Genomic DNA, 25,103 nt, shown 5'->3' on the forward strand with positions numbered 1-25,103 from the left:
GTGGCCGCGATCAACGGGTCCGTTGGCGGAGCCGGCGGACCATCAGGGCCGCACCGGCGACCAACGCCACGAGAAGTACGACGGTGGTCCACAACTGCTCCGGCGCCGACGTGTCCTGACCGCCCGCCGCCCGAGCCGTCCACCGGCTCTGCTGACCGGATGCGGCGAGACCGAGTGGGTCGCTACCAGCACCGGCCACCGGATTGTCATCGACCGAGCCGGGCGCCGGACCGAAACCGGTGACGCCCGGCGACGTCTGGTCGTCCAGTGGGTTGGCGATCACCGGCGGCACCTGAGCGGTCAACGCGGCAACCGGGTCGACCACCCCGTACCCGAAGCGGTCGTCCCGACCGGTCGGGCCCAGGTCCCGGGCGGTCGCCAACAACCGGTTCACCACCTCACCCGCGGGCATCTGCGGATAGCGGGACCGGACCAGCGCGGCGGTAGCGGCCACCAGCGGCGCGGCGAAGCTGGTGCCCTGCACCCGCCAGTACCCACCGGGGGGCTTGGCACCGACCAGCCCGCTGGCGGGAGCGGTGAGCACCGTCGCCCGGCCGGTGATCGAGCCGGACCACATGTTGTCGCTGCTGCGTTCGAGACCGGACACGGCGATCACACCCGGCTCACGAGCCGGGTACCAGACCTTGGTGCTGCTGGAGGTGGCCAGGTTGCCGGTGCAGGCGATCACCACCACGTCCCGGACGAACGCGTAGTCCAGGGCGGCGGCCAGGGCCGGGCTGTCACCGCTGCCGCCCAGCGACAGGTTGATCACGCGGGCGCCGTTGTCGACGGCCCAGCGGACCCCCTGGGCGACGATCAGCGCGTCGTCGTAACGGTTCTCCTCGTCCAGCACGCGGACCGGCAGGATCCGGGCGTCCGGTGCCAGGCCGACCACGCCCCGCTTGTCGTCGCTGCGCCCCGCGATCAGGCCGGCGACAGTGGTGCCGTGACCCACCGGATCCGGGCCCGGCGCACCGCCGGGGCCGACCAGGTCCTTGCCGGGCAGCACCTGGCCGACCAGGTCGGGGTGGTTGCCGTCCACTCCGGAGTCGACCACCGCCACTGTCACGCCCCGGCCGGTCGAGCTGCGCCACGCCGTCTCGGCCTGCAACTCGTCGAGCTGCCACTGCTCGTCGCGGACCTGGTCGGTGCGGGCGACGGCGTCACCGGGGGCGAACGCCATCGGCGCGCCGGCGAGCTGTCCACCGTTCGTGGGCGCGGCTACGGGCACTGCCGCCGCCGTCGGGGCCACGACGGCAAGCGCCGCAGCCACACCGAGCAGCGCCCGGCCGGTCGCTCGTCGGGCCGCTGACGGACCGCTGTACCGCACCCCAGTCACATCCCCAGCCATTCATCCCGACGGAACCATGACGATCGGAGATTACCGGTTTCCCCACCCGTCACGGGAAGAACCGGCGAGTCAGGTCACTGCGGCGGCAGTTGCGCCAACTGAACGAGGCGTACGCCCTCCCGCCGGGTGACCAGCCGACCACGCCCCGGCGGCAGCGGTCCGGGTCGTACCGGCCCCACGAGTGCGCCCTCCTCGGGGCTGCCCGCCATCACCAGGCCGGCGGTGGACAGCTCCCGCAGGCGCTGCACGATCGGCTCGTACTGTGCACGTCCCGCCCCACCGGAACGGCGGGCCAGCACCAGGTGCAGCCCGATGTCCCGGGCGTGGGGCAGGTGCTCCTCCAGCGCGCGCAACGGGTTCGCCGGCCCCGCCGCCACCAGGTCGTAGTCGTCCACAAGCACGAACAGCTCCGGCCCGGACCACCAGGACCGGTCCCGCAGTTGCTGCGGGGTGACCTCCGGCCCGGGGGCCCGCCGCTCCAGGTAACCGGCGGCCGACTCGACAAGGTCGGCGGTGTGCGCCGCCGCGGTGCCGTACCCGATCAGGTGTGGCGTCTCGATGGCGCCGAGCAGACTGCGCCGGTAGTCGACGAGGATCACCCGGGCCTGCTCGGGAGTGAACCGGGTGATGATCGACGTGGCCAGCGCGCGCAGGAACGACGACTTGCCGCACTCCGAGTCCCCGAAGACCACGAAGTGTGGCTCGGTGGCGAAGTCGAGCAGCACCGGGCGCAGGTCCGCCTCCGCGATCCCGATCGGCAGCCGCAGCCCGGTCGTCGAGGTGAGGTCCAGCTCGGCGTACGGCAGCACCGGCGGGAGCAACCGCACCCGGGGCGCCGCAGGACCCGCCCACCCGTCCGCGGCCCTCTTGACCAGGTCGGCGGTGTCCCCGCCGGCGGTACCGAGCTGAGGCAGCGCGGTGAGGAAGTGCAGGCCCTCCGCTGTCACCCCTCGGCCGGGGCGCTCCGGCACGTTCGCGGCCGCGCGCCGGGCCACCAGCGAATCGGCCGGGTCACCGAGGCGCAGCTCCAGCCGGGAGCCGAACAGGTCCCGGATCGCCGGGCGGAAATCCAGCCAGCGCAGCCCGGTGGCGACCACGTGCAGACCGTACGACAGACCCCGGGTGGCCAGGTCGGTGACGAGTGGCTCCAGGTCGTCGTACTCGCCGCGGATGGTGCTCCACCCGTCGATCACCAGGAACACGTCGCCGTACGGGTCGGCGCCCGGCTGGCCGGCTGTCCCCGCTGCCGCTCGGCGCTGCCGGTACGCGGCCATCGACTCCACGCCCAGTTCGGCGAAGCGGCGCTCCCGGTCGACCAGCAGGGTGGTCATCTCGCCGACGGTGCGTCGGACGGCGGTCGGGTCGGCGCGGCCGGTCACCCCGCCGACGTGCGGAAGGTCGCGCAGCGCGGCCAGCCCGCCGCCGCCGAAGTCGAGACAGTAGACCTGCACCTCGGCCGGGGTGTGGGTGAGCGCCAGCGCGCAGATCAGCGTGCGCAGGGCTGTGGACTTGCCGCTCTGCGGCGCACCAACCACCGCGACGTGCCCGGCGGCGCCGTCGAGGGCCAGCCAGAGCAGGTCCCGGCGCTGCTCCAACGGTTTGTCCACCACCGCCATCGGCACTCCGAGCGCGCCGTGCAGCTCCGGGTTGCCCACTGTGAGCCCGCGCTTCGGGTGCACCTCGACCGGACCGAGCAGCTCGTCGAGTGCCGGCGGCTGACCGAGCGGCGGAAGCCAGACCTGGTGCGCCGGCGGCCCCTGCCCGACGAGCCGGTCCACCAGTAGGTCGAGCAGGGTCCTGCTGCCCTCCTCCTCCGCCACGACGGGCACGACCGGAGTGGCCGGCTCCGCCACCGGTACGACGTGGGTGGTGAAGGTGAGCAGCCGTGCGCCCCCCTCGGCGGCGACGCCGCCCGACGCGGCCCGACGGCGGACGGCACCGGAGACGTACGCGGCCTTGAACCGGGCCAGTGGGTCGGTGCCGGCGCGCAGGTAGCCGTGGCCCGGCGAGCGGGGCAGCTCGTGCGCGTCCGCCACGCCGAGCACCGTCCGGGACTCCAGGGCCGAGAAGGTGCGCAACCCGATCCGGTACGAGAGGTGGGTGTCCAACCCGCGGAGCCGACCCTCCTCCAGGCGCTGGCTGGCGAGCAGCAGGTGCACGCCGAGCGACCGGCCCAGCCGGCCGATCTGCACGAACAGGTCGATGAAGTCGGGCTTGGCGGAGAGCAGTTCCGAGAACTCGTCGCAGATCAGCAGCAACGACGGCAGCGGGGCCAGAGGGCTACCGGCAGCCCGGGCCCGCTCGTAGTCACGCACGCTGGCGAAGTTGCCGGCCCGCCGCAGCAACTCCTGCCGGCGGACCAGCTCCCCGTTGATCGCGTCCACCATGCGGTCGACCAGGGGCAACGCGTCGGCCAGGTTGGTGATCACGGCCGCGGTGTGCGGCAGCCGGTCGAAGGAGGTGAAGGTTGCGCCACCCTTGAAGTCGACGAGCACGAAGTTGAGCTGCTCGGAGCTGTGCGTGGCGGCGAGCCCCAGCACCAGCGTGCGCAGCAGCTCGGACTTGCCGGAGCCGGTCGCCCCGATGAGCAGGCCGTGCGGGCCCATGCCGTCCTGGGCGGACTCCTTGAGGTCCAGCTCGATCGCGCCGCCGTCCGCGCCCACCCCGATCGGCACCCGCAACCGGTCCCGTGCCGAGCGCGGCAACCAGCCCTGTTCCGCTGTGAAGCTCTCCGGGTCACCGAGACCGAGAAGCTCGGGCAGGCCCAGGTCGGCCTGGAGCGGAGCGTCCGGCCCTCTGGCCGCGCCGGCGAGGCGCAGCGGCGCCAACCGTCGGGCGACCGCCTCGGCGTCGGCCAGGTCCAACTGGTCGGCGGTGCCCACCTCGGCGTGCCCGTCGGACGACAACGAGTGCAGCCGCCGGCCGTGCAGCTCCAGCAGCAGCGCGTACCGGTCGAGCAGTCGGGGCGGCGGGGTGTCCAGGTCCAGCACTGTGACCGCGTCGATGCCGCCGTCGCCGGTCAGGTCGCTGGCACCGGTGAGGTCGCCGCCGTCGAGGACCACCACCACGTGTGGACCGTCGGTGGCCGGGCCGGCCGGGCTGAACCGGGACCGGGTGGCCAGCACGTCGGCGAGCAGCGACTCCAACTCGGCGGCGGAGCTGGTGACCAGCCGTACCGGGCCGAGCGCGTCGCTGCGGCTGGGATGGTGGGCGTGCGGAAGCCACTTCACCCACTCCCAGCAGGCGCGGCGCTCCGGCCCGGCGCAGACCGCGACGAGCAGCTCGTCGGGGGCGTGGAAGACCGCCAACTGGGTCAGCACGGCCCGGACCAGCGCCTGCGCCGCCGGGTCGCCGGTGGGTGGCCCGCCGGTGGTCGGGGTGGTCGACCGGCCGCGACCGGCCTGTCGCACGTGCACCCGGGCGAAGCTGCGCAGCGACAGCGCCACGGGCAGGTCCGGCACCACGGAGTACGCGTCCAGGAAGCGGCGCAGCGCGCCGGCGGTCATCGGCTCGAGCTCCTCCAGCGGCCTGGTGACCGGTGGGACGAGGGGGGTGGCCAGGGTCTGCGGCCCGACGGCGACCCGCACCACAGCGAAATCGCTGTCGGCGGGGCGCCGCTCCCAGACCCGGTGGCTGTCCACCGTCGACCAGAGCCGCCCCGGATCCGGGTGCCGGTAGTAGAGCCCGGCCCGTTGCTGGCCCGCGGTCCGCCGCACCCGCCGCCGCAGCATGGCCAGGTGGCGCAGGTACTCCCTGCGGGCGGCCATCATCTCGGACTTCTTCGGGGTGCCGGAGGCGCTGCCCCAGGACGTCACCAGCATCGCCAACGAGGACAGCCCGAACATGCCGCCCACCACGTACGAGTAGGCGCCGCCGCCCCGGCCGAACATCATCGCCATCGCCACAGTGCCGCCGAGCATGGGCAGCAGCATGAGCATCTGTTGCCACCGTCCGCCGGTCACCGCGGGGATCTCCGGCGGTGCCTCGACCGACAGCTCGCCGGCGGGGATCTCCGGTGCTGGTCGGCGCGGGGGGCGCTTGATGACGACTGTGGACACTCGGCCTCCTGACAGCGCTGGGTAACCCGAGCCTGGCTCATGGTAGGTAAAGTCCTGTCGTCCGCGCAGCCTCCGATCCCCCTCGATATGGAGACCAGTCGATGACTACCGGGCTGGCACGCGTCACCATCAGCGCGCCGCAACGACGGGTGGACGTCGCCCTGCCGGAGCAGGTGCCCCTGGCCGAGCTGCTGCCCGACGTGCTCCGGCACGCCGGTGTCGGGCTGGCCGACGACGGCGAACAGCACGGCGGTTGGGTGCTCCGCCGCGCCGACGGGGCGTTGCTGGTGACCGCGCAGGCCCTGCTGCCGCAGGGGGTCCGCGACGGTGAGGTTCTGCACCTCGTACCGGCCCGCGCGCACTGGCCCGAGTTGGAGTACGACGACGTCATCGACGCGATCGTCGACGGGGCCCGCCGCCGGGGCGGCGCCTGGTCGCCCACCGCCACCCGGGCAGCCGGTCTTGCCGGTGCCGCCGTACCGCTCGCGGTCGGACTGCTCGCGCTGCTTGCCGGTGGCCCGACGCACCGGGCCGGTTGGCCGGCGGCCGTCGCTGTGGCGCTGGTGCTCACAGTGGCCGGCACGGTGGCCTCCCGCGCCAACGGCGACGGCGCCGCCAGTGCGACGCTCGGTGGCTACGCGCTGCCCTACGCGTTCACCGCCGGCGCCCTGGCCGTCGGCTCCGGCGACCCGGTCGGGCCGGTCGGGCCGGCCCGCTGGGTGGGCGCCCCCGAGCTGCTGGCCGGCTCGGTCGCGCTGCTGCTGGTGGCGTTGATCGGTCTTCTCGGGGTGGCCAGCCGGCTGCGGGTCTTCGTCGCCGGTGTCACTGTCGGCCTGCTCGGCGCGGGGGCAGCGCTCGGCGGGCTCCTGATGACCACGGCAGGTACGGCGGCGGTGCTGCTCAGCGCACTGGTCTTCGCCGTCGGCGTGATCCCGCTGCTGGCCATCCGGCTGGGCAAGCTGCCCCTGCCGCCGATCACCCTGCCGGCCTCGACCTCCGCGGCGGAGCCGGAACGGGCCCGGGATCTGCCGGACCGTGGCCGGGTGCACGCCGCGGTGATCCGCACCGAGGAGATGCTCACCGGGATGCTGATCGGCCACGCCCTGCTGGTGGTGGCCACCGCCGTCGTCCTCGTGGTCGCCGGTGGCACGGCCGGTCGGGTGCTGGTGGCTGTCACCTCGGCGGTGCTGCTGCTCCGGTCGCGGCTGTTCGTGGCGATGCGACACCGGGTGCCGACTGTGCTCGCCGGGCTGGCTGGCTACGCGGTACTGGGCGCGGTGCTGGTCGGTCGGGCCGACGACACCGGGCGGTTGGTGCTGGTCCTCGGCGGGGCGGCGCTGGCCCTGGTGGCGGTCGCCAGCGGCACGGCATACGCCCGCCGGCCGGTCTCGCCGTACCTCGGGAGGGTCGCGGACCTCACCGACACGGCCCTGGTGGTCGCCGTGGTGCCGATCGCCTGCGCGGTGCTCGACCTGTACGACCGGGCCCGAGGGCTGCTCGGTTGAGCGGCCCCCGGGCCCGGTGCGTCAGCGGTCGTCAGTGGGCGGATTCGCCGCGCGCCTCGGCGTCCCTGGCCCGCTTGTACGAGGCGTGGATCTCGGCCTCGGCCTCGGTGCGGCCGACCCAGGTCGCGCCCTCCACCGACTTGCCGGGCTCCAGGTCCTTGTACACCTCGAAGAAGTGCTGGATCTCCAGGCGGTCGAACTCGCCCAGGTGGTGGATGTCGCGCAGGTGCTCCTGGCGGGGGTCCTCGTAGGGCACGCAGAGGACCTTGTCGTCCCCGCCCTTCTCGTCGGTCATCCGGAACATGCCGATGGTGCGGCAGCGGATCAGGCAGCCCGGGAAGGTCGGCTCGGGGACCAGCACGAGGGCGTCCAACGGGTCGCCGTCCTCGCCCAACGTGCCCTCGATGAACCCGTAGTCGGCCGGGTACTGGGTGGAGGTGAAGAGGGTGCGGTCCAACCGGATCCGGCCGGTCTTGTGGTCCACCTCGTACTTGTTCCGGTGACCTTTGGGGATCTCAACCGTCACGTCGAAATCCATCTGCACGCTCCCTCGTCTGCCCACGCTGGCTAACGGAACCAATGGCGGCCCTCCGGACAGGTGAATGCCCACCCGCCGACTCCGGCCGCCGCATAGTCTTCGGACCGAAGTAGTGTCACCCAAGCCGTTTTTCGCTGGGGGAGGAGGGGGTCGTGGGGAGGGAAGATTCACACTACCGCCCGGATGGGGGCTCCGCGCACGGTACCGGACGATCCGGCTCCGGCAGTGCCAAGGGGCGGGTCCCGGTGCCGGAGGCGCACCTCCCACGGGCTCCCGAACCAGCGCCCCCGACACCGGGGACGGTGCCTGAGCGGCCCCCGCCGCTGCCCTGGCGCCCGCCGGCCGGGTCGACGTCGCCCACTCCGAACACCGGTCACTTCCCGGTGGCCGGCGGCGAGCGGCCGGTGAGTGGCCCGCCGCGCGGCAGCGCCAGCGTCCCGGTCAGCCCTGCGCCGGTCAGCCCGTCGTTCGGTCCCGGACCGACCGCCCCCGGCCAGGTCCCCCCGTTGGGCCCGCCGATCTCCGCGTTGCCGGCGCCCGCCGGCGCCGCACCCGCACCCCCACCCGCCGCGCCGCCCCGCCGGAGGCGGCTGCCGGTGCTGCTGGCCGCCGTGCTCGTGCTGGTGCTCGCCTGCGTCGGAGTCGTGATCACCCGTCCCGGTCCGGTCGCCGGGTGGCTGGGCGACGAGGCCGGGTCCGGTCCGAACGCGGCCGGCGTGACTCCGGAACCCGCCCCGTCGGAGGTGCTGGCCGGGCCGGACTCGAACGCCCCGGTGCCCACCCCGGACGGGGTCCGTGCCGTGCTCGATCCACTGGTCGGCGTCGACGCCCTGGGCGACCGGGTGAACGTCTCGGTCGCCGACGTGATCACCGGTCAGACGCTGTTCGCCAAGGGGGCGGACGACGGCACGGTCCCGGCGTCGGTGACCAAGCTGGCGACCGCTGTGACAGTGCTGGCCGCCCGGGGGCCCGGCTACCGGATTCCCACCCGTGCGGTGGCCGGCGCGAAGGCCGGCGAGGTGGTGATCGTCGGTGGCGGCGACCCGACCCTCGCGATCGACAAGAAGGGCTACTACCCGGGTGCGGCGCGCCTCGACGAGCTGGCCGCCCAGGTGCGCACAGCGCTCGGCGGCACCCCGCCGACCAGTGTCACAGTCGACGGCTCGGTCTACTCCGGCCCGGTGTACGGCCCCGGCTGGGACGACGACATTCCGACCGGCGGGTCGGGCGGCGCGGTGACCGCGTTGATGACCGACGGCGCTCGGGTGGACCCGGGCGTCGCACACGGATCCGCCCAGCGGTTCGTCGAGCCGGACCTGGCCGCCGGCAAGGCGTTCGCCCGGTTGCTCGGGGTGCCGAACGACGCCGTGAAGCGGGGCGCCGCCCCACCTCAGGCGGCGACCGGTGCCAGCCCGGCACCGGGCACCGAACTGGGCGTGGTGCAGTCTCCGCCGATGATCCGGCTCGTCGACATCATGATCAGCGAGAGCGACAACCTGGTGGCGGAGGCGCTCGCCCGGCAGGTCGCGTTGGCCCGCAACCAGCCCGCCTCGTTCGACGGGGGCGCCGCCGCCATGGACGCCGAGGTGGCGGAGTTGGGCCTTCCCGCCGACGAGATCAGCGTCTCCGACGGCAGCGGCCTGTCCCGCCTCAACCGGATCAGCCCGTCGCTGCTGACCGATCTGATCCGCTTGGCCGCCAGCCCGGACCATCCGGAGTTGGCCGGCGTCTTCGGTGGTCTGCCGGTGGGCGGTTGGTCCGGGACGCTGAACGAGCGCTACCGCAACACCGCGGGCACCGCCGCGGGCGCGGGCAGCGTCCGGGCCAAGACCGGCACCCTGACCGGCGTGCACTCGGTCGCGGGCCTGGTCACCACCGCCGATGGTCGGCTGCTGACCTTCGCGGTGCTCACCGACAAGGTGCCGGGTGACCGGGAGACCGCCCAGCCGGCGCTGGACCGGATCGCCGCCGCGCTGGCCGGCTGCGGCTGCGGCTGACCGTCGCCGGTCCGGGGTGACGCGGCCTCCATCGGTGTCGATCGAGGGCGCGAGCCCGGGCCGGGGTGTCGCGGCGCGGGTACGGTGGGTCCATGGCGCAGTTCGTGGACTGGGATCTGGCCGCCGCCACGGCGGGGGCGTTGAGCAAGTCTGGCCCCCGCGTGTCGTACGCCGAAGCCACCGATGTGGTCGGCGACCTGCGCCGGCTGACCGAGGAGGCGGCCGGGCACGTGGCCGACTACACGGGGCTCCGGGCGCAGGTGTCGCATCCGCCGGTCCGGGTGGTCGATCGCCGCGACTGGGCCGCGACAAACATCGCCGGGCTCCGTGAGGTGATCACTCCGCTGGTGAGTCGGCTCTCCGGCGACAAGCAACCGGGCGCGTTGACCGAGGCGATCGGCTCCCGGCTGACCGGGGTGCAGGCCGGCACGGTGCTGGCCTACCTCTCCGGCCGGGTGCTCGGCCAGTACGAGGTCTTCTCGGCCGACCCGGGTCAGCTGCTGCTGGTCGCGCCGAACATCGTCGAGGTGGAGCGGAAGCTCGGCGCCGACCCTCGGGACTTCCGGCTCTGGGTGTGCCTGCACGAGGTCACCCACCGCACCCAGTTCACGGCCGTGCCGTGGATGCGGGCCTACTTCCTCAGCGAGGTGCAGGCGTTCGTCGACGCCTCGTCCAGCGGGAGTGAGCACCTGGTCGAACGGTTGCGGCGCGGGGTGGCCACGTTGTCCGACGCGGTCCGTGACCCGGAGAGCCGCACCAGCGTGCTGGACATCGTGCAGACCCCGGCGCAGCGGGCCGTACTGGACCGGCTCACCGCGTTGATGACCCTGCTCGAGGGGCACGCCGAGTTCGTGATGGACGGCGTCGGCCCGCAGGTGATCCCGAGCGTGGAGCGGATCCGGGCGTCCTTCAACCGACGCCGGGAGGCGGGCAACCCGCTGGAGAAGGCGATCCGCCGGCTGCTCGGGGTGGACGTCAAGATGCGTCAGTACGCCGAGGGGCGCAAGTTCGTGCACGGCGTTGTGGAACGCGTCGGCATGGAGGGCTTCAACTCGATCTTCAACTCGCCGCTGACCCTGCCTCGACTGTCGGAGTTGGGCGACCCGGACGCCTGGGTCGCCCGGGTGCACGGCCCGGCCGGCACCATCCCGGCCGCTGGCTGACCACCCGCCGGTGGCCGCGCTCGCTCCGCCGGTGGCCGCGATCCGGGTGGCGGTCCGCCGCGCCCTGACCGGTCTGCCGTCCGGCGGGCCGGTGCTGGTCGCCTGCTCCGGTGGCGCCGACTCGCTCGCGCTCGCGGCGGCCACCGTTTTTGTGGCACCTCGGCTGGGCCGCGCCGCGCTGCTCGTCACAGTCGATCACGGCTTGCAGGACGGCTCCGCGCAGCGCGCCGAGGCGGTGGCTGCCTGGGGACGGGACGTCGGGTTCGACTCGGCGACGGTGGTCCGGGTGGAGGTTGCCGGGCGTCCCGGCGGGCCGGAGGCGGCCGCCCGCGAAGCCCGCTACGAGGCGCTGACCGAGGTGGCCCGGCAGCAGAACGCGGTAGCGGTGCTCACCGGGCACACCCGCGACGACCAGGCGGAGACGGTGCTGCTCGCGCTCGCCCGGGGCGCCGGCCCACGAGGGCTGGCCGGGATGCCGGCCCGACGCGATCTGGGCGGGGTGCCGCTGCTGCGCCCGCTGCTGGAGATCGGTCGGGAGCAGACGCGCGCCGCCTGCGCGGTGCTCGGGCTGAGCCCGTGGCAGGACCCGCACAACACCGACCCGTCGTACGCCCGGTCGAGGGTGCGGGCCGACCTGCTGCCGGCGTTGGTGCGGGCGCTCGGGCCCGGTGTGGTGGACAACCTCGCGCGTACCGCCCGGCTGGTAGCCGCCGACAACGCCGCGCTCGACGAGTTGGCGGGGAGGGCCCTGGCGGCGGCCCGGTGCCCCGAGGAGGGGCTGTCCGTACCGGCGCTGCTCGGCCTGGTCCCCGCCGTGCGCGGCCGGGTGCTGCACTCCTGGGCCCGCGAGTTGGGCGCGCTGCCCGGCGCCCTGTCCCATCGGCACGTCGCCGCCCTGGACGCCCTGGTCACCGATTGGCACGGTCAGGGCCCGGCCGACCTGCCCGGCGGTGTCCGGGTGCTCCGTCGCAACGACCGGCTGGCTCCCGGCTGAGGCCCCTGGTCAGCCGCTGTGCGCCCGGTCCCGGAAGGTGGTCCGGTAGCTGTGCGGGGTGGCGCCGACCCGGCGGCTGAAGTGGTGGCGCAGTGCGGCGGCGTCGCTGAAGCCGGACTGGTCGGCGACCGCCTCCACGCTCAACGGGGTCTCCTCCAGCAACCGCCGGGCGAGCAGCACCCGCTGGTTGGTGAGCCAGTCATGCGGGGTGGTGCCGGTCTCGGCGCGGAACCGGCGGGCGAACGTGCGGGGCGCCATGCCGGCGCGGGCGGCCAACTCCTCCACTGTGATCGTCCGGTCCAGGTGACCCATCAGCCACTCCAGCACCGGTTCGAGGGTGGGCGCCTCGGGCGCCTTCGGGATCGGCGCCTCGACGTACTGGGACTGGCCGCCGTCGCGATGCGGCGGGACCACCATCCGTCGGGCCAGCCGGGTCGCGGTGGCCGAGCCGTGCTCCTGGCGGATCAGGTGCAGGCACGCGTCGATGCCGGCCGCCGTGCCGGCGCTGGTGAGCAGCCGCCCGTCCTGGACGTAGAGCGAGTTGCAGCGCACCCGGGCGCGCGGGTGCCGGCGTTGCAGCTCGTCCACGTAGCGCCAGTGGGTCGTGCACTCGCGGTCGTCGAGCAGCCCGGCCTCGCCGAGCAGGAAGGCCCCGGAGCAGACGCTGAACAGGTGCGCTCCACGGGCGTCGGCCCGGCGGAGCGCGTCGAGCACCGGGCCGGGGACGGTGGTGCCCTGGCTGTGCGCGGGGATGGCCACCAGGTCGGCCTCGTCGACGGGGCCGAGGTCGGCGTGGGGGGTGAGGCGGAAGCCGGACGAGGTACGTACGGGAGCGCCGTCGGGGCTGCACACCTGGAAGCGGTAGGCGGGAAACCCGTCGGCTGTCCGGTCGGTGCCGAACACCTCGGCGAGTACGCCGAGCTCGAAGGGAGCGACCTGATCGAGGGCGAGGACGGCAACGGACCGCAGCATGTGACGAGGGTAACCCGACAGGTGGCAGTAAATCGATGACCAATGGCATTCCTGCCACTGTCCGCTCGCTTCGTCTGGTCGCAGACTGTTCTCAGTCCGGTGCGCACCGGCGGCGAAACCGACAGCAATCATGCGAAAGCGAGCGCCGCCATGGAGTTCCTGCTCTTCCTCCTGTTCCTCGTCCTGCTCGTCGCCGCCTCGGCGGCCGGCCTCACCGTCGACAGCCACGATTCGGCCGACTGGAAGCCCAGCGACGACGGCCGCCGCTGGCGGTCCCGCACCAACTGATGTGATTAGCGTTGTTTGCGCAGAAAATCCTTGGCGGGACCGCGCCAAAAGGTGCGGCCCCGCCGACGGAGGCCATCCGACGTACGGCAGGCTAGGAGTCATGGCTGACGGCTCCTGGTACGACGCCGACATCGACCACGTGATCATCTCCGAGGCGCAGATCCGCGAGAAGACGGCGGAGCTGGCCAAGCAGGTCTCCGCCGACTACGCCCACGTGGGCGACGGGCTGCTGCTGGTGTGCGTACTCAAGGGCGCGGTGATGTTCATGGCGGACTTCGCCCGGGCGCTGGGCCGCAACGGCCCCCCGGCGGAGCTCGACTTCATGGCCATCTCGTCCTACGGCCAGGGCACCACCTCGTCCGGGGTGGTCCGCATCCTCAAGGACCTGGACCGGGACATCGCCGGGCGGCACGTGGTCGTCGTCGAGGACATCGTCGACTCCGGGCTCACGCTCTCCTGGCTGCTGCGCTACCTCGAGTCGCGTTCGGCGGCGAGCGTCGAGGTGGTCGCCCTGTTCCGCAAGCCGGACGCGGTGAAGGTGCCGGTCCCGGTGAAGTACGTCGGCTTCGACATCCCCACCGAGTTCGTGGTCGGGTACGGCCTCGACTTCGGCGAGCGCTACCGCGAGTTGCCCTACGTCGGGGTGCTCAAGCCCGAGGTCTACGCCCGCTCCTGACGCCGGGACAGACCCGTCGGGACGGCCCGCCGGCCGGCATGAGCCCGACTCGCATCGGTATCCATCAAGCCGACGTTCAGCGCGCTCTCAGCTGATGCGGTTACCGTGTAACCCGGTGGCCCGGAGGTAACTCCGTGCTCGACCCTCTCGATCGCGTGACCGGGCGCTCGGGTGGCCGAGCCGGACTCCCCGCCACACCGGCTTTTGATGGTGCACGACTGCGGGGCTCGCAAGCTCACTCCTCGCGTACACGGTGTACCGTCGAATGACCGCGGCGCGGCAGTTTTCGCGCCTCGGGGTCGAGGCCGGCCCGCACGGCGGCTCCGGCCGCCGCTCAGCGCGGCGACACCATCAGACGGTCAGGACGTCGATCAGGAGGATGCGGGCGCTCCGGCGCTCGACAACAGTATGGAACGTACGCGTTTCTTCCGCCGACCGGTGGTCTGGATCATCCTGGTCATCCTCGGCGCCGTTGTGCTCAGTCAGCTGTTCACGAGTGGTCCCAGCTACCACCGCGTGGACACTTCCGTTGCGCTCGATCAGCTGCACACCGCCAAGATCAACAAGGTGGTCTTCCAGGACAAGGAGCAGACGCTCCAGCTGGACCTGGCCCAGAAGACCAAGTTCGGCAAGACCGAGACCAACAAGATCGAAGCCCAGTTCCCGTACCAGGCTGGCGACCAGATCTGGAACGAGGTGCTTGACGCAAAGGCGAACAACCGGGTCACCGGCCCGGCCGACGCCAAGGTCTCCTCGGACAGCATCTGGGTGAGCCTGCTGGTCAACCTGCTGCCGATCGCGCTGCTCGTCCTCCTGCTGCTGTTCTTCATGTCGCAGATGCAGGGCGGCGGCTCCCGGGTGCTCAACTTCGGCAAGTCCAAGGCCAAGATGATCACCAAGGACACTCCGAAGACGACCTTCGCGGACGTCGCGGGTGCCGAGGAGGCCGTCGAGGAGCTGTACGAGATCAAGGACTTCCTGCAGAACCCGGCGAAGTACCAGGCCCTGGGCGCCAAGATCCCGAAGGGTGTGCTGCTGTTCGGTCCGCCCGGCACCGGCAAGACGCTGCTGGCCCGCGCGGTCGCCGGCGAGGCCGGGGTGCCCTTCTACTCCATCTCCGGCTCCGACTTCGTGGAGATGTTCGTCGGCGTCGGCGCCAGCCGGGTCCGTGACCTGTTCGAGCAGGCCAAGACGAACGCCCCGGCGATCGTCTTCGTCGACGAGATCGACGCCGTCGGCCGGCACCGTGGTGCCGGCATGGGCGGCGGCCACGACGAGCGGGAGCAGACGCTCAACCAGCTCCTCGTCGAGATGGACGGCTTCGACACCAAGGGCGGGGTCATCCTGATCGCCGCCACCAACCGGCCGGACATCCTCGACCCGGCGCTGCTGCGCCCGGGCCGGTTCGACAGGCAGATCCCGGTGGACGCCCCCGACATGGAGGGCCGCAAGGCCATCCTGCGGGTGCACGCCAAGGGCAAGCCGTTCACGCCCGATGTCGACCTCGACGCGGTGGCACGGCGCACCCCGGGCTTCAGCGGCGCCGACCTGGCCAACGTGATCAACGAGTCGGCCCTGCTCACCGCCCGTAAGGAGCAGCGCGCGATCTCCAACGACTCGCTCGAAGAGTCGATCGACCGGGTTGTCGCAGGTCCGCAGCGACGGACCCGCGTCATGAGCGACAACGAAAAGAAGATCACCGCGTACCACGAGGGTGGCCACGCGTTGGTCGCCTGGGCGCTGCCGCACGCCGCGCCGGTGCACAAGGTGACGATCCTGTCCCGTGGCCGCTCGCTGGGCCACACCCTGGTGCTCCCGACCGAAGACAAGTACACCCAGACGCGCGCCGAAATGATCGACACCCTGGCGTACGCGCTGGGCGGTCGCGCCGCCGAGGAACTGGTCTTCCACGAGCCCACCACCGGTGCCGGCAACGACATCGAGAAGGCCACCCAACTGGCCCGCGCGATGATCACCCAGTACGGCATGAGCTCCAAGCTCGGCGCGATCAAGTACGGCACCAGCGGGGACGAGCCGTTCCTCGGCCGCAACATGGGCCACGAGCGGGACTACTCGGACTCGGTGGCCGCCGAGATCGACGGCGAGATGCGGGCACTGGTCGAGCTGGCGCACGACGAGGCCTGGGAGATCCTGGTGGAATACCGGGACGTCCTGGACAACATCGTGCTCGAGCTGATGGAGAAGGAAACTCTCTCCACTGCCGACATGGCGCGGATCTGCTCCCGGGTGGTCAAGCGCCCGCCGCTGGCCCCGTACAACGGCTTCGGCAAGCGTCAGCCCTCCACCGAGCCGCCCGTGCTCACCCCTGCGGAGAAGGACAAGCTCAAGGCGCAGGCCGAGGCCGACGGCGCGCAGGCGTCGGTCGGCGGCGGCGCGCCGTCCAACAACTCGGACGGCACGCACTGAGCAACGACCCGACGGCCAGCTCCCCACACGGGGAGCTGGCCGTCTCCGCGACCGAACCCGACGGTGACGACGAGCTGGACTACGTGGCCGCGCGGCTGATCAGCGGCAAGCTGACCGGCCGCCCCGTCGAGGACGCGGTCGACCTCGGCCGGATCGAGAAGGCCGTCCGCGAGATCCTGATCGCTGTCGGCGAGGACCCGGACCGCGACGGACTCCAGCAGACCCCGGCCCGGGTCGCCCGCGCGTACGCCGAACTCTTCGCCGGCCTGCGGGTCGACCCGGCCCAGGTGCTCAGCACCACCTTCGAGGCCAACCACGAAGAGCTGGTCATCGTCCGGGACATCGACGTGATGAGCCTCTGTGAGCACCACCTGCTGCCCTTCCGCGGTAGCGCGCACATCGGCTACATCCCGGGCCCCGACGGGCGGATCACCGGCCTGTCCAAGCTGGCCCGACTCGTCGAGGTCTTCGCCCGTCGACCCCAGGTGCAGGAGCGGCTCACCTCGCAGGTCGCCGACCTGCTGATGAGCAAGCTCGCACCACGCGGCGTCGTGGTCGTGCTCGAATGCGAGCACATGTGCATGGCGATGCGCGGCATCCAGAAGTCCGGCGCCAAGACCATCACGTCGGCCGTACGCGGCATCCTGCAGAGCGACTCCAAGTCGCGGGCCGAGGCGATGGCGCTGATCATCCCCCGCTGACACCCGACGCACCACGGCCGGCCGACACCCATCCGGGACGGCCGGCCGTCGCGTTCCCGCAGGGTGTCTGTCAGCCAGCGAGCAGCGCCAGCAGCAGGCCGGCCGTGGCCAGCACCGCCGGCACCAGGCACACCAACGCGCCGAAACGCACCGTACGGTCCAGCCGCTCCGTGGGGCTGACCCGGAACAACCGCCCGATGCCGATCCAACCGGCGACGAACGCGACCGCCGGCATCGGCAGCCCGCAGATCAACGCCGCCACGGTCGCCGGTCCCACCCCCGTCGCCGCCAGAACCACGACCTGGATCAGCGGCACCAGCAGCGCGAACGGCCCGTACACCAGGAGGTTGCGCGCCCGCGCGGGCCAGGACCCCGGCCGGAACCGGCGGCGCGCGGCCAGCGCCGCGTCCGCCGCCTCGGCCCAACCACGCGCGGTCCGCAGCGCCGCCAACACGGCCGCCGGGCCACCCGCCATCGACCGGGCCGCCTCGGTCAGCTCCGGCGGCGACGGCACCAGGGAGATCGCCGGTACGCCCAACTCACGCAGCCGTTCCTGCTGACTCGCCAGCCCGGTACGGACCACAGTCAACTCCTCCCGGGCGGCGTCCGCCGACCGGGCCTGTTCACCGGCAGCGGCAGCCGCGCTCCGGCGTACCCCGTCCAACTGGCGGGCGGCCGCAAGATACTCCACCCAGGCCGTGCTGGGCTCGACCGTCCGCGGGGTGGCGTCCCCGGTCGCCGCAGCGGCCCGCTGCCGCCCCGGCCCGGTCACCGTCGCGATCGGATCCACCTCGACACCCTCCACGCGCGCCACCCGATCAGCCCGCCTCGTCGGCGAACGGCACCAGGACCGTGCCCCGCTCGTCCGGGCCGTCCCAGAGCACCGCGCGGTCGGGGCGCACCTGCCACTCGACCGGCCGACCGAAGACCGCGGTGAGCTGCGCGACCGGCACGTCCAGCACGGCGACCGCCGCCAACTTGTCGACCTCGCCCGCCGGCTCGAACAACGAGGCGAACGGCGGCACCGCACGCCACCAGCCCAGCAGATGCCGCCCCGCCGGCGGCCCATCCAGCAGGAGCGCCCGCAGCCGGTCCACCGGCAGCTCCCGAGGACCCGGCCGGTCCAGCCCGAAAACCACCAGGTATGTGGGCAGTTCGTCGGCGGTGTCCGCGAGCAGCGTCGGCAGATCCACCAACTCGGCCGGATGCCGGACCGCCAACTCGGCCGTCAACGCCTCCGCCAGAGCCCGGGAACCCGGGTCCGGTGCCGCCACCAGGAAGCGGGCGCCGCCCGGCGCGTGATGCGCCGACGTGCTCCGCGCGGCCGTCGCCAACAACCCGCCCGCCGCGGTGCCCGAGCCCAGCACCGCGAGGTTGCGCCCGGCCGCCGGCCCCAACGGCACGGCGACCGTCGAACGGGCCACGTCCACCGCCCGGCCCAGCAGGGCGGCCGGCCCGTGCGCCTGCCCCGCCAGGGCCGCCCGGTGGCGCGGATCATTGCCGAGCAGCGGCCGGGCGTAACCCGCGAAGACCACCGGCGGCACCGACCCCGCCGGACGAGCCGCCCACAACTCGTGCCGCAGCGCCTCCACGACCTCCGGATGATCCAGTGGATCCGGGTGACGGATCAACCGTTCGTGACCGCGGATCGCACCGCGAGGGCCGCCGAGCCCACCGGCCGTGTTCACCACCGCGCTGCCCACCGGCAGACCGGCCGCCGAGTCGTTCGTCGGCTCCAACACCGGACTGCCTCCCGGCAGCGCCACCCGCACCGGAAACTGCCCGAGCACCGAATCCCGATGACCAGCATCGGCGCGCGCACTCAACCCCAATTCGCCCGCGCCCGCCAGGACCAGGTGCACGCCGTACGCCCGACCGGCCCGCGCCAACCCGTCCAACTGCGCGGCCACCTCGGCGGCCAGCCGGTCCCGCTCGGCGAAGAGCAGCGGCACATTGTCCAACACACAGACGATCCGCGGCAGCGGCTGGTGCTGACGCAACTCCGCGAAGCGTTGCCCCCCGGCCCGGGCACCCGCCTCCGTGCGGCGCTGCACCTCGGCCATCAACTCGTCCAGCAGATCCCGGACGTACTCCCGGTCGGCGGCCATCGCGGCCGCGCGCACCTGCGGAACCCACGACCGGTCCCGCTCGGTCTGCAGGAACTCCACGAAGGACTCACCGTCGCCGAGATCCGCCAGGTAGAACGCCAGGTCGTCCGGGCCGTACCGGGCGGCCAGACCGAGCAGCGCGGTCGTCAGGAACGCCGCACGGCCCGCCGCGGACCGGCCACTCACCAGCCAGTGCGGGGTCAACTCGGTGAAACCCAGCGGCACCGACCGGCCCCCGGCGTCACCGACAGTCGTGGTCAACCCGTCGGCGGAGTCCGACTCCCACAGTCGCTCACCCGTCGGCGGCAGCAGAGCACCCAACGCCAACCGGGAACCCGCCTCCACCTGCTCGGCGAGCCGCCGACAGACCGCGTCGACCAACTCGGCCGGCGGGTCCGACTCGACGAAAACCGGCGAGTTCAAACCGCCCGGCGGATCGGCGCCCGGCCCGGCGAACGACGCCCCCGGCGGATCACCCAACAGCGCGTACGCATTACGCAGCGCCAACGGCGTGGCGTGCGGCAGCGGCGCCCGGACCGAATACGGGCCGGCGGGCGGCCAACCCGCCACCACCAGGTGCAACCCAGCGGCCGGCCCCTGCTCGGCCAACGCCTCGATGCGGGCCAGATCACTCGGACCCGTCGACTCCGGTAGCGCGGCCACCACCAGCAACAACGTCCGATCGTGACGGCGCCGACCGTTCGCCCCCGGCGTCACCCACTGCTCCGCCTCGGTCAGCACCGCGCGCAGACCTGCCACGTCCACCGCCGGCGGTGGCAACAGACCAGCATCAGCGAGCGCCCCGAACGGCGTCAGCACCGCACCGGTGGCATCCACAGCGCGGATCAGCAGTGCACCTGCCGGTGCCGCAGCCAACAACCGCAAAAGTACGGCCCGGAGCAACCCGGCCACCCGCGGCTCCCGCGCGTCAGCGTCCACACTGAGGTGACCGCTGCCGACAAGAGGCACCAACGCGGGGAAACGAGCATCGTCCAACGGCGCCGCGGTACCGACCCGAACGAACGGCGGCGGACCATCACCCGCCGGCGAATTCACGGTGAGCGAGTCCAGTGCCGCACCGGCCCAACCCGGAGCCAGCACGGCCGCAGCCGTCCGCAACCGGTCGGCCACCTCGTACTGACGGCGCTGATCGGCCGGAGCCGGCCGCGTCTCGTCCAGGATCCCGGCAGCAGCGGTCGCGACCGCCGTCGCCCGACGATGCAGGGCTGCGGCGCGGTTCGTACGAGCCTTCGGACCGGCCACCGCGTCCACCCCCTCTACCCGAGGTTGGCAACCCCTCCCCAAGCAGAGACGGTATCCCAGCCGAGGGCGCACCTCCGGGAGGTGCCTCGGCGCTGCGCCGGTGATGTCGTGGATCTCACCGGTGGGGAGGGGTCCGTCACGATCCGCTGAATCTGAGGCATTGGCTCCGGGGCGTCCAGCCGTTAACTTCAGGAGGTGGAATCAGTGCAGCCCCCCGCCGGTTCCCAGGTCTCCCGCGTACCGGCCCAGCGGACACCGTCCGAGCAGCTGCCGCCCGCCCCGGCACCCCCGGCACCGCAGCCGCCACGCCGCCGGATGCGGACGGTGCTCACTGTCGTCGCCGGCGTACTCGCCCTGCTCTGCATCGGCGGCGTCGCAACGGCCTACGTGTGGTACACCCGCGCCTCAACCCCGGACCGCAGCGCACCCGATGTGGTCGTGGACAACTATCTGCGCGCGTTCCTCGTGGATCGCAATGACACGAGAGCAGACCTCTTCACCTGCGAGAGCGGGGCCGAGCTACAGGCCATTCGAGACTTGAGAGCTGAAATTGAGCAGCGTGAGGCGAAGTTCGACGTCACGGTTCGAGTCAGTTGGGGCCAACTGACTCGCACGCCATCTAGCGAGGGAGAATCAGTCGGCACCACGTTGACCATTTCCGGGTCTGCCGAGGGTGTTGTCCGGAGCAGCCGCCGAGACGACTGGACGTTCACCGTCGTCGAAGATGACGGTGGTTGGCGAGTATGTGGCGGCACGCCGGCTAGCTAAGTCACTCGATCCAAAGCAGGTGAACCGGCACCTCCAAGGTGGTGGGTGACTGGCCTCGCCAGGCCCAGCGGTACCACTCGACCTCGGGTGTGATCCGCACGCAGATGTCCCCTTCGGCACCCGAGTAGGTTTCGGTGACCGCTCGAAGGTCGCGGTGCTCCAGGCCGCCCTCGACGTGCACCACCCGCCGACCGGTGACCGCGTCCGCTTCGAAGACCGGTGTGGGGGCCCGGTGTGCCGGGCCGTCCAGCGAGACCAACCGGATGCCGCTGTCACGGGTGCCGTCCACCTCCGGTCGGCTGCCGACGGTCTCCACCCAGACCCGTTCCACCGGCACCAGCGGCGCGAACACCTCGACCTGGTCGGCTTCGGCCCGGTACCACTCGTGCTCGGGGATCACCGGCACGTAGGTTCGAGCGCTCTGCACCACCCGGTCGTCCGCGCGCAGGTCTCCGCGCCAACCCATCCCGGGCAGCCCGACCAGCACCCGTTGCCCGCGAAGCTCCACCCGCTCAGTCGCGGGGACGATGGCCAGCGGTCTCGGCGGTTGCGGTGCCCAGTCGGGCTGGTCGGCGAACGGATCAGGCAGTGGTCCGGTCATGACCGCAACGGCCTCACTCAGCGGCGCGCAGCGGAGCACCCCGCTCGCGCATGAACGGGACCGGATTCACCGCGCCGGACGCGCTGCGGTTGTTGCGCAGGTGCACCTCGAAATGCAGGTGCGGGCCGGAGGAGTTGCCACTGCTGCCGACCTTGCCGATCACCTGACCGGCCGTCACGATCTGATCCTTCTTGACGAAGGGCTGGACCACCATGTGGCAGTACCGGGTGATGTAGCCACCGGCGTGCAGCAGGTCGACGAACCAGCCGCAGCCCCCCTTGCCGGGGAATCCGTCCACGTTGCAGTCTTGGCGGCCGCGATGGTCCTCGTCGCAGGTCGAGACCAGCACCCGACCGGTCGCTGCCGCGCGGATCTCGGTGCCCTTGGCCGCGCCGATGTCGACTCCGTTGTGGCTGGGTCGGCTGGCGGTGCGGAAACCGGAGCCGACTCCGCCGGGGATTGGCGCGGTCCAGCCGGAGGCGGCGATCTGGCCGCGCTCGGCCGCGTTGCACACCGCCTTGCCGTTGATCTCGACGGTGCGGGCCGCGCCACCGGCCAGAGCGTCCACGATCCGGCTGGCCACCTCTTCGTGTTTGGCGTACGCGTCCGGGTATGCGCTGACCTGCACCCGCTGCGCGACTGCGGTCAGCGGCCGGCGTTGCCAACTCTCCACCTTGACGAGCTTCTCGTAGAACTTGCGGGCCGCGTACGCGGGGTTCAACCGCTCGGCGACTGTGCCCCACCCCGGCCGCTGCTGGAACAGGCCCAGCGAGTCGTGGTCCGCGCCAACCCCCTCGTGTGGCAGCGCCAGGGACGCGGGTACGCCGCTGTTCGCCAGGTTGCGTAGGGCGGACTCCTGCATCGCTGTGGCGAGGGCGACCACCCAGCCTCGGGAGGGCACGCCCATGTCCTGGCCGACCTTGATGATGATTGCGGCATTGCGGATCTGGGTGTCGCCGTACTCGGTGAACCGCGGCAGCTTGCCCGCGACGTTCACCGCTCGGACCGGTCCGCACTCCATGCCCAAAACATCCCCGTTCTCGGCGTCGCCGCCGAGCCCGGTGAGGAAGAACGCAGCTGTGCCGCCGGTACAGCAGAGCAGGAGCAGCATCCCGGTGAGCACTGCGGCGACCAGCCCCAGCCGGAGGGGCCCGCGGCGGGTTTCGGCCTTACCAACGTCGTTCATGGCCGCTCCCAGTCCAGAACGTCGACCAGCCAACCATCGTCGGAGGTGACCAGTTCCAACCGGAGCCCGCCGGCATCAAGGGGGAGCAGCAACTCGACGAACGTCTCGGTCCGCTCTCGCATGGACGGAGGACCCGTGATCTTCTCGGCCGGCACGCTCTCGGGCTCGGCACCGGTCAACTTCTCCCTCAGGGCCGGAGTGGAGAGCGGCCGTAGGCCGGCCTGCCACTCTTCGGCGGTCATCCCGGGACGGCCCAGCCAGGCCTTGGCGAAGCGATCGGCGGTCTGTTCGGGCGTGCGGGCGCCGGGCGATGTGATGGGTGACGGCGGGGCCGCGCTGTTGAGTAGACCGTCGTCGCCGGCCGTCGGGTCCACGGTGATGATCGGCCCATCCGGACGGCTACTCAACCCATCCGCTGAATCGACCGGGTTGGAGATCAGCCGGGTCGCCCCGAGCACGCCGACGACCACCACCCCGATCGCCAGCGCAATGCCCAGCCGGGACCGCAGCGCCCGAGTGAAGAGGAATTCCAACGCCCGTCGCATGACCGTCACCTCGCTTCTGAGCGCACCCGAGGTCCGGTGCGATCCGGTGCCCGCTCGGTGGAGCCCGGGCGGTAGACCACGAACGACGGATTCTCAGCCGGTACATCCGGCTCGGTCCAGGTCGCTGGCTGTCGGCGTCGGGGCTGCGGGGCGGTTGGGCGCCCCCGACCTCTGCCCTCCTCCGCCGGCGCTTCGTCGGGCCGCTCTCGACCGTCCGGGCGCGCCGCGTCTGTGCGCCGGCCCTCGGCCACTGCGGTCGGCACCGGGGCCGGGTCCTCCCGCCGCGCCTCCGGACGTAGCCGGGTCTGCGTTGCGTCGGGGGACCGTCGACGGCCGCCCACCGGCTCGGCGGTGCCGCCGGGCTCGGCCACGTCCAGCCGCGCGGCGGTCCGCATGTCGCGGAAGAACCGGCGGTGCCAGGATCCGGCCGAACTGACCGCTTCGCTGCTGTCCTTGCCGCCGAGTTGGGTGATCCGCCGGTACGGCCGCAGCAACAGCCATCCGACCACCCCGCAGAGCCAGACCAGCACCACCTGAAGCCAGCCTGGCAGGGTGGGTGTGCTCATGATCAAATCAACAGCGAAGAGGTAGATCGCGGCGCCGGTGCCGAAGATGGCAATGTTGAACACAGCGGCAACGACCGCGTTAGCCAGCCGGCGTAGCCCGGCGCTGGCCGGTCGTAGCAAACCAATGGTGCCCAGGATGGGTGCCGCGATCACCGCCCACCGGAAGATCAGGAAGCCCAGCAGTACCAGCACTGACGCGGTCAGGTCGAACATCGCGAAGAGCACGGCCGCGAGCACGGCGATGAACCCAGAGCCGATTCGGTCCATGTCGCGAGATCCCGTCAGGAACTCGTACGCCTCCGGGTCTTCGGTCTCGATCTGCTCCGCGATCGTCATCCACTGCTGCTGCTTGGCCTTGATCGTCGCTCCCCGGGTGCCCGGGTTGGCACGCAGCTTCTCGGCCTCCTCCCAGGAAAACGCCTTGGCGTCGTACAGGGCGGGGCCATACTTGCGGGCGGTCTCGCTATCCGCCGAGCCGAGCACTCCTCGCAGCCAGTTGCGGTAGAGCATGGCCTCGGTGGCAGTGTCGCTGGCCCGAACGGCGGGCGGCCGGTTGTCCTTGCATGCCTTGGGATCCGGATCATCGCACTGATCAGGCGGGGTGTCTCTGGAAGCCGGGCCTATGGCGTCGTGCACGACGCCGAGTGAGGTGATCAGGGTGCCGTCGGCGATGTTCGCCGACTTGACCGGCCAGGCCGCCAGCGCGGTGACCGCCACCATCACCAGTAATGCCCACCCGGCCGTCGTCATCGCATTGCTCATGTCCGACTGGCGGGAGCGCCAGAGCAGGTAGAGACCCACCACGCAGAGCGTGACGATCCCGAAGACGCTGAAAACCTTCTGGTAGATGGCTTTGGTGGCCTTCTCCACCAGCGGGTCGGCCCAATCCCACATCGAGCGAGGGTCCCAGGCCCGTTCCCGCAGGGCGTTCGAGGCGCCCACGACCGCCGTGGCGATCATGAGCTCCCCGTTGGCGACGGTGGTGGTGAACTTGTAGTCGGGATGGAGGACGGCGGAGGCACAACCACCATCCGGTCGATAAGTGTTGAAGCTGTAACCGCCGTAGCCGTAGTCGCTGTAGATGCCCTTTGGCCCAGGCAGCTTGGACGAGTCCGGGCGGGAGGCGAACCAGCCGGCGAGGCCCGAGTCCGGCGCGGACGGTACGGGCGGCTTCCGACACTCGATCTCCCCCTCACCGACCTGCTTCAGCTTCCCCACGCAGGCGCGGAAGTCGGCTTGCCATTCGGCGGTCGTGCAGAGGTCGGCGCGGGCCTGGGCGGCGGGCGGTGCGGCGGCTGCGGCCTCCGCACCGATCAGCGGCCAGGTGAGGGTGGCCCCGGCCAGTACGCCAAGGGCGAGCAGGAACGACGCAGTCCTTGCCCAGGCCCTAGCCATG

Annotated in this window: 19 protein-coding genes; 9 read left to right on the top strand and 10 right to left on the bottom strand. The window is 72.1% G+C overall.

The window, feature by feature from the left end:
* Positions 1 to 10 precede the first annotated feature (10 nt).
* Both mycP and eccCa read right to left on the bottom strand, forming a co-directional pair.
* Entirely contained in the window at positions 11 to 1,351 is a 1,341-nt protein-coding gene (gene mycP / locus OH804_RS29610) for a type VII secretion-associated serine protease mycosin (RefSeq protein ID WP_196920124.1), read from the bottom strand.
* A gap of 74 nt (positions 1,352 to 1,425) precedes the next feature.
* Entirely contained in the window at positions 1,426 to 5,409 is a 3,984-nt protein-coding gene (eccCa, locus tag OH804_RS29615) for a type VII secretion protein EccCa (RefSeq protein ID WP_406060883.1), read from the bottom strand.
* A gap of 101 nt (positions 5,410 to 5,510) precedes the next feature.
* On the opposite strand from eccCa, the gene eccD reads away from it, so the two are divergent.
* Entirely contained in the window at positions 5,511 to 6,914 is a 1,404-nt protein-coding gene (eccD, locus tag OH804_RS29620; RefSeq protein WP_406060885.1) for a type VII secretion integral membrane protein EccD, read from the top strand.
* 31 nt (positions 6,915 to 6,945) lie between these two features.
* Here eccD and OH804_RS29625 read toward each other — a convergent pair whose 3' ends face one another.
* The gene (locus tag OH804_RS29625; protein ID WP_196920121.1) at positions 6,946 to 7,452 is read right to left on the bottom strand and encodes an inorganic diphosphatase; all 507 of its coding nucleotides are present in this window, start codon (positions 7,450 to 7,452) and stop codon (positions 6,946 to 6,948) included.
* A gap of 527 nt (positions 7,453 to 7,979) precedes the next feature.
* On the opposite strand from OH804_RS29625, the gene dacB reads away from it, so the two are divergent.
* From dacB to tilS, 3 genes are all read left to right on the top strand, one after another.
* Positions 7,980 to 9,449, top strand: a complete 1,470-nt coding sequence (dacB, locus tag OH804_RS29630) for a D-alanyl-D-alanine carboxypeptidase/D-alanyl-D-alanine-endopeptidase (protein WP_406066722.1) — start codon at positions 7,980 to 7,982, stop codon at positions 9,447 to 9,449.
* Between the two features lie 92 nt (positions 9,450 to 9,541).
* The gene (locus tag OH804_RS29635; protein WP_196920120.1) at positions 9,542 to 10,612 is read left to right on the top strand and encodes a zinc-dependent metalloprotease; all 1,071 of its coding nucleotides are present in this window, start codon (positions 9,542 to 9,544) and stop codon (positions 10,610 to 10,612) included.
* 10 nt (positions 10,613 to 10,622) lie between these two features.
* Entirely contained in the window at positions 10,623 to 11,606 is a 984-nt protein-coding gene (gene tilS, locus OH804_RS29640; protein ID WP_406060887.1) for a tRNA lysidine(34) synthetase TilS, read from the top strand.
* A 9-nt stretch (positions 11,607 to 11,615) separates the two neighbouring features.
* Here tilS and OH804_RS29645 read toward each other — a convergent pair whose 3' ends face one another.
* Positions 11,616 to 12,578, bottom strand: a complete 963-nt coding sequence (locus OH804_RS29645; RefSeq protein WP_406060889.1) for a GlxA family transcriptional regulator — start codon at positions 12,576 to 12,578, stop codon at positions 11,616 to 11,618.
* 42 nt (positions 12,579 to 12,620) lie between these two features.
* Between OH804_RS29645 and OH804_RS29650 the strand changes: the two genes are divergently transcribed.
* From OH804_RS29650 to folE, 4 genes are all read left to right on the top strand, one after another.
* Entirely contained in the window at positions 12,621 to 12,866 is a 246-nt protein-coding gene (locus tag OH804_RS29650) for a hypothetical protein (protein ID WP_196925107.1), read from the top strand.
* 100 nt (positions 12,867 to 12,966) lie between these two features.
* Positions 12,967 to 13,542 (top strand): hypoxanthine phosphoribosyltransferase, encoded by a 576-nt coding sequence (gene hpt / locus OH804_RS29655; RefSeq protein ID WP_030328005.1) that lies wholly within the window; start codon positions 12,967 to 12,969, stop codon positions 13,540 to 13,542.
* 408 nt (positions 13,543 to 13,950) lie between these two features.
* Positions 13,951 to 15,969: an ATP-dependent zinc metalloprotease FtsH gene (ftsH, locus tag OH804_RS29660; protein ID WP_091403269.1), complete on the top strand. Its 2,019-nt coding sequence runs from the start codon at positions 13,951 to 13,953 to the stop codon at positions 15,967 to 15,969.
* A 35-nt stretch (positions 15,970 to 16,004) separates the two neighbouring features.
* Positions 16,005 to 16,670, top strand: coding sequence for a GTP cyclohydrolase I FolE (folE, locus tag OH804_RS29665; protein WP_091403265.1), 666 nt, complete (start codon positions 16,005 to 16,007; stop codon positions 16,668 to 16,670).
* A gap of 70 nt (positions 16,671 to 16,740) precedes the next feature.
* Here the strand turns inward: folE and OH804_RS29670 are convergent, their stop codons facing one another.
* Both OH804_RS29670 and OH804_RS29675 read right to left on the bottom strand, forming a co-directional pair.
* Positions 16,741 to 17,451 carry a hypothetical protein gene (locus OH804_RS29670; protein ID WP_406066724.1) on the bottom strand — a complete coding sequence of 237 codons (711 nt, stop codon included), beginning with the start codon at positions 17,449 to 17,451 and terminating at the stop codon, positions 16,741 to 16,743.
* 37 nt (positions 17,452 to 17,488) lie between these two features.
* Entirely contained in the window at positions 17,489 to 20,050 is a 2,562-nt protein-coding gene (locus tag OH804_RS29675) for an FtsK/SpoIIIE domain-containing protein (RefSeq protein WP_406060892.1), read from the bottom strand.
* Positions 20,051 to 20,245: 195 nt separating this feature from the next.
* Between OH804_RS29675 and OH804_RS29680 the strand changes: the two genes are divergently transcribed.
* Positions 20,246 to 20,809 carry a hypothetical protein gene (locus tag OH804_RS29680; protein WP_406066726.1) on the top strand — a complete coding sequence of 188 codons (564 nt, stop codon included), beginning with the start codon at positions 20,246 to 20,248 and terminating at the stop codon, positions 20,807 to 20,809.
* Between the two features lies 1 nt (position 20,810).
* On the opposite strand, the gene OH804_RS29685 is transcribed toward OH804_RS29680, so the two are convergent.
* Genes OH804_RS29685 through OH804_RS29700 form a run of 4 tightly spaced genes read right to left on the bottom strand, consistent with a single transcriptional unit; the run spans position 20,811 to position 25,102 of the window.
* A complete protein-coding gene (locus OH804_RS29685; protein WP_196920115.1) occupies positions 20,811 to 21,410 on the bottom strand; it encodes a hypothetical protein in 600 nt (199 codons plus the stop codon).
* Positions 21,411 to 21,423: 13 nt separating this feature from the next.
* Entirely contained in the window at positions 21,424 to 22,596 is a 1,173-nt protein-coding gene (locus tag OH804_RS29690) for a M23 family metallopeptidase (RefSeq protein WP_406060894.1), read from the bottom strand.
* Positions 22,593 to 23,150, bottom strand: coding sequence for a hypothetical protein (locus tag OH804_RS29695; RefSeq protein WP_196920113.1), 558 nt, complete (start codon positions 23,148 to 23,150; stop codon positions 22,593 to 22,595). Before OH804_RS29695 ends, OH804_RS29690 begins: the two co-directional genes overlap by 4 nt.
* The gene (locus OH804_RS29700) at positions 23,147 to 25,102 is read right to left on the bottom strand and encodes an MFS transporter (RefSeq protein WP_196920112.1); all 1,956 of its coding nucleotides are present in this window, start codon (positions 25,100 to 25,102) and stop codon (positions 23,147 to 23,149) included. Before OH804_RS29700 ends, OH804_RS29695 begins: the two co-directional genes overlap by 4 nt.
* Between the last annotated feature and the right edge of the window lies 1 nt (position 25,103).

This window comes from Micromonospora sp. NBC_00860, from assembly GCF_045207375.1.
In the GTDB taxonomy this organism is placed as follows: Bacteria; Actinomycetota; Actinomycetes; order Mycobacteriales; family Micromonosporaceae; genus Micromonospora; species Micromonospora vinacea.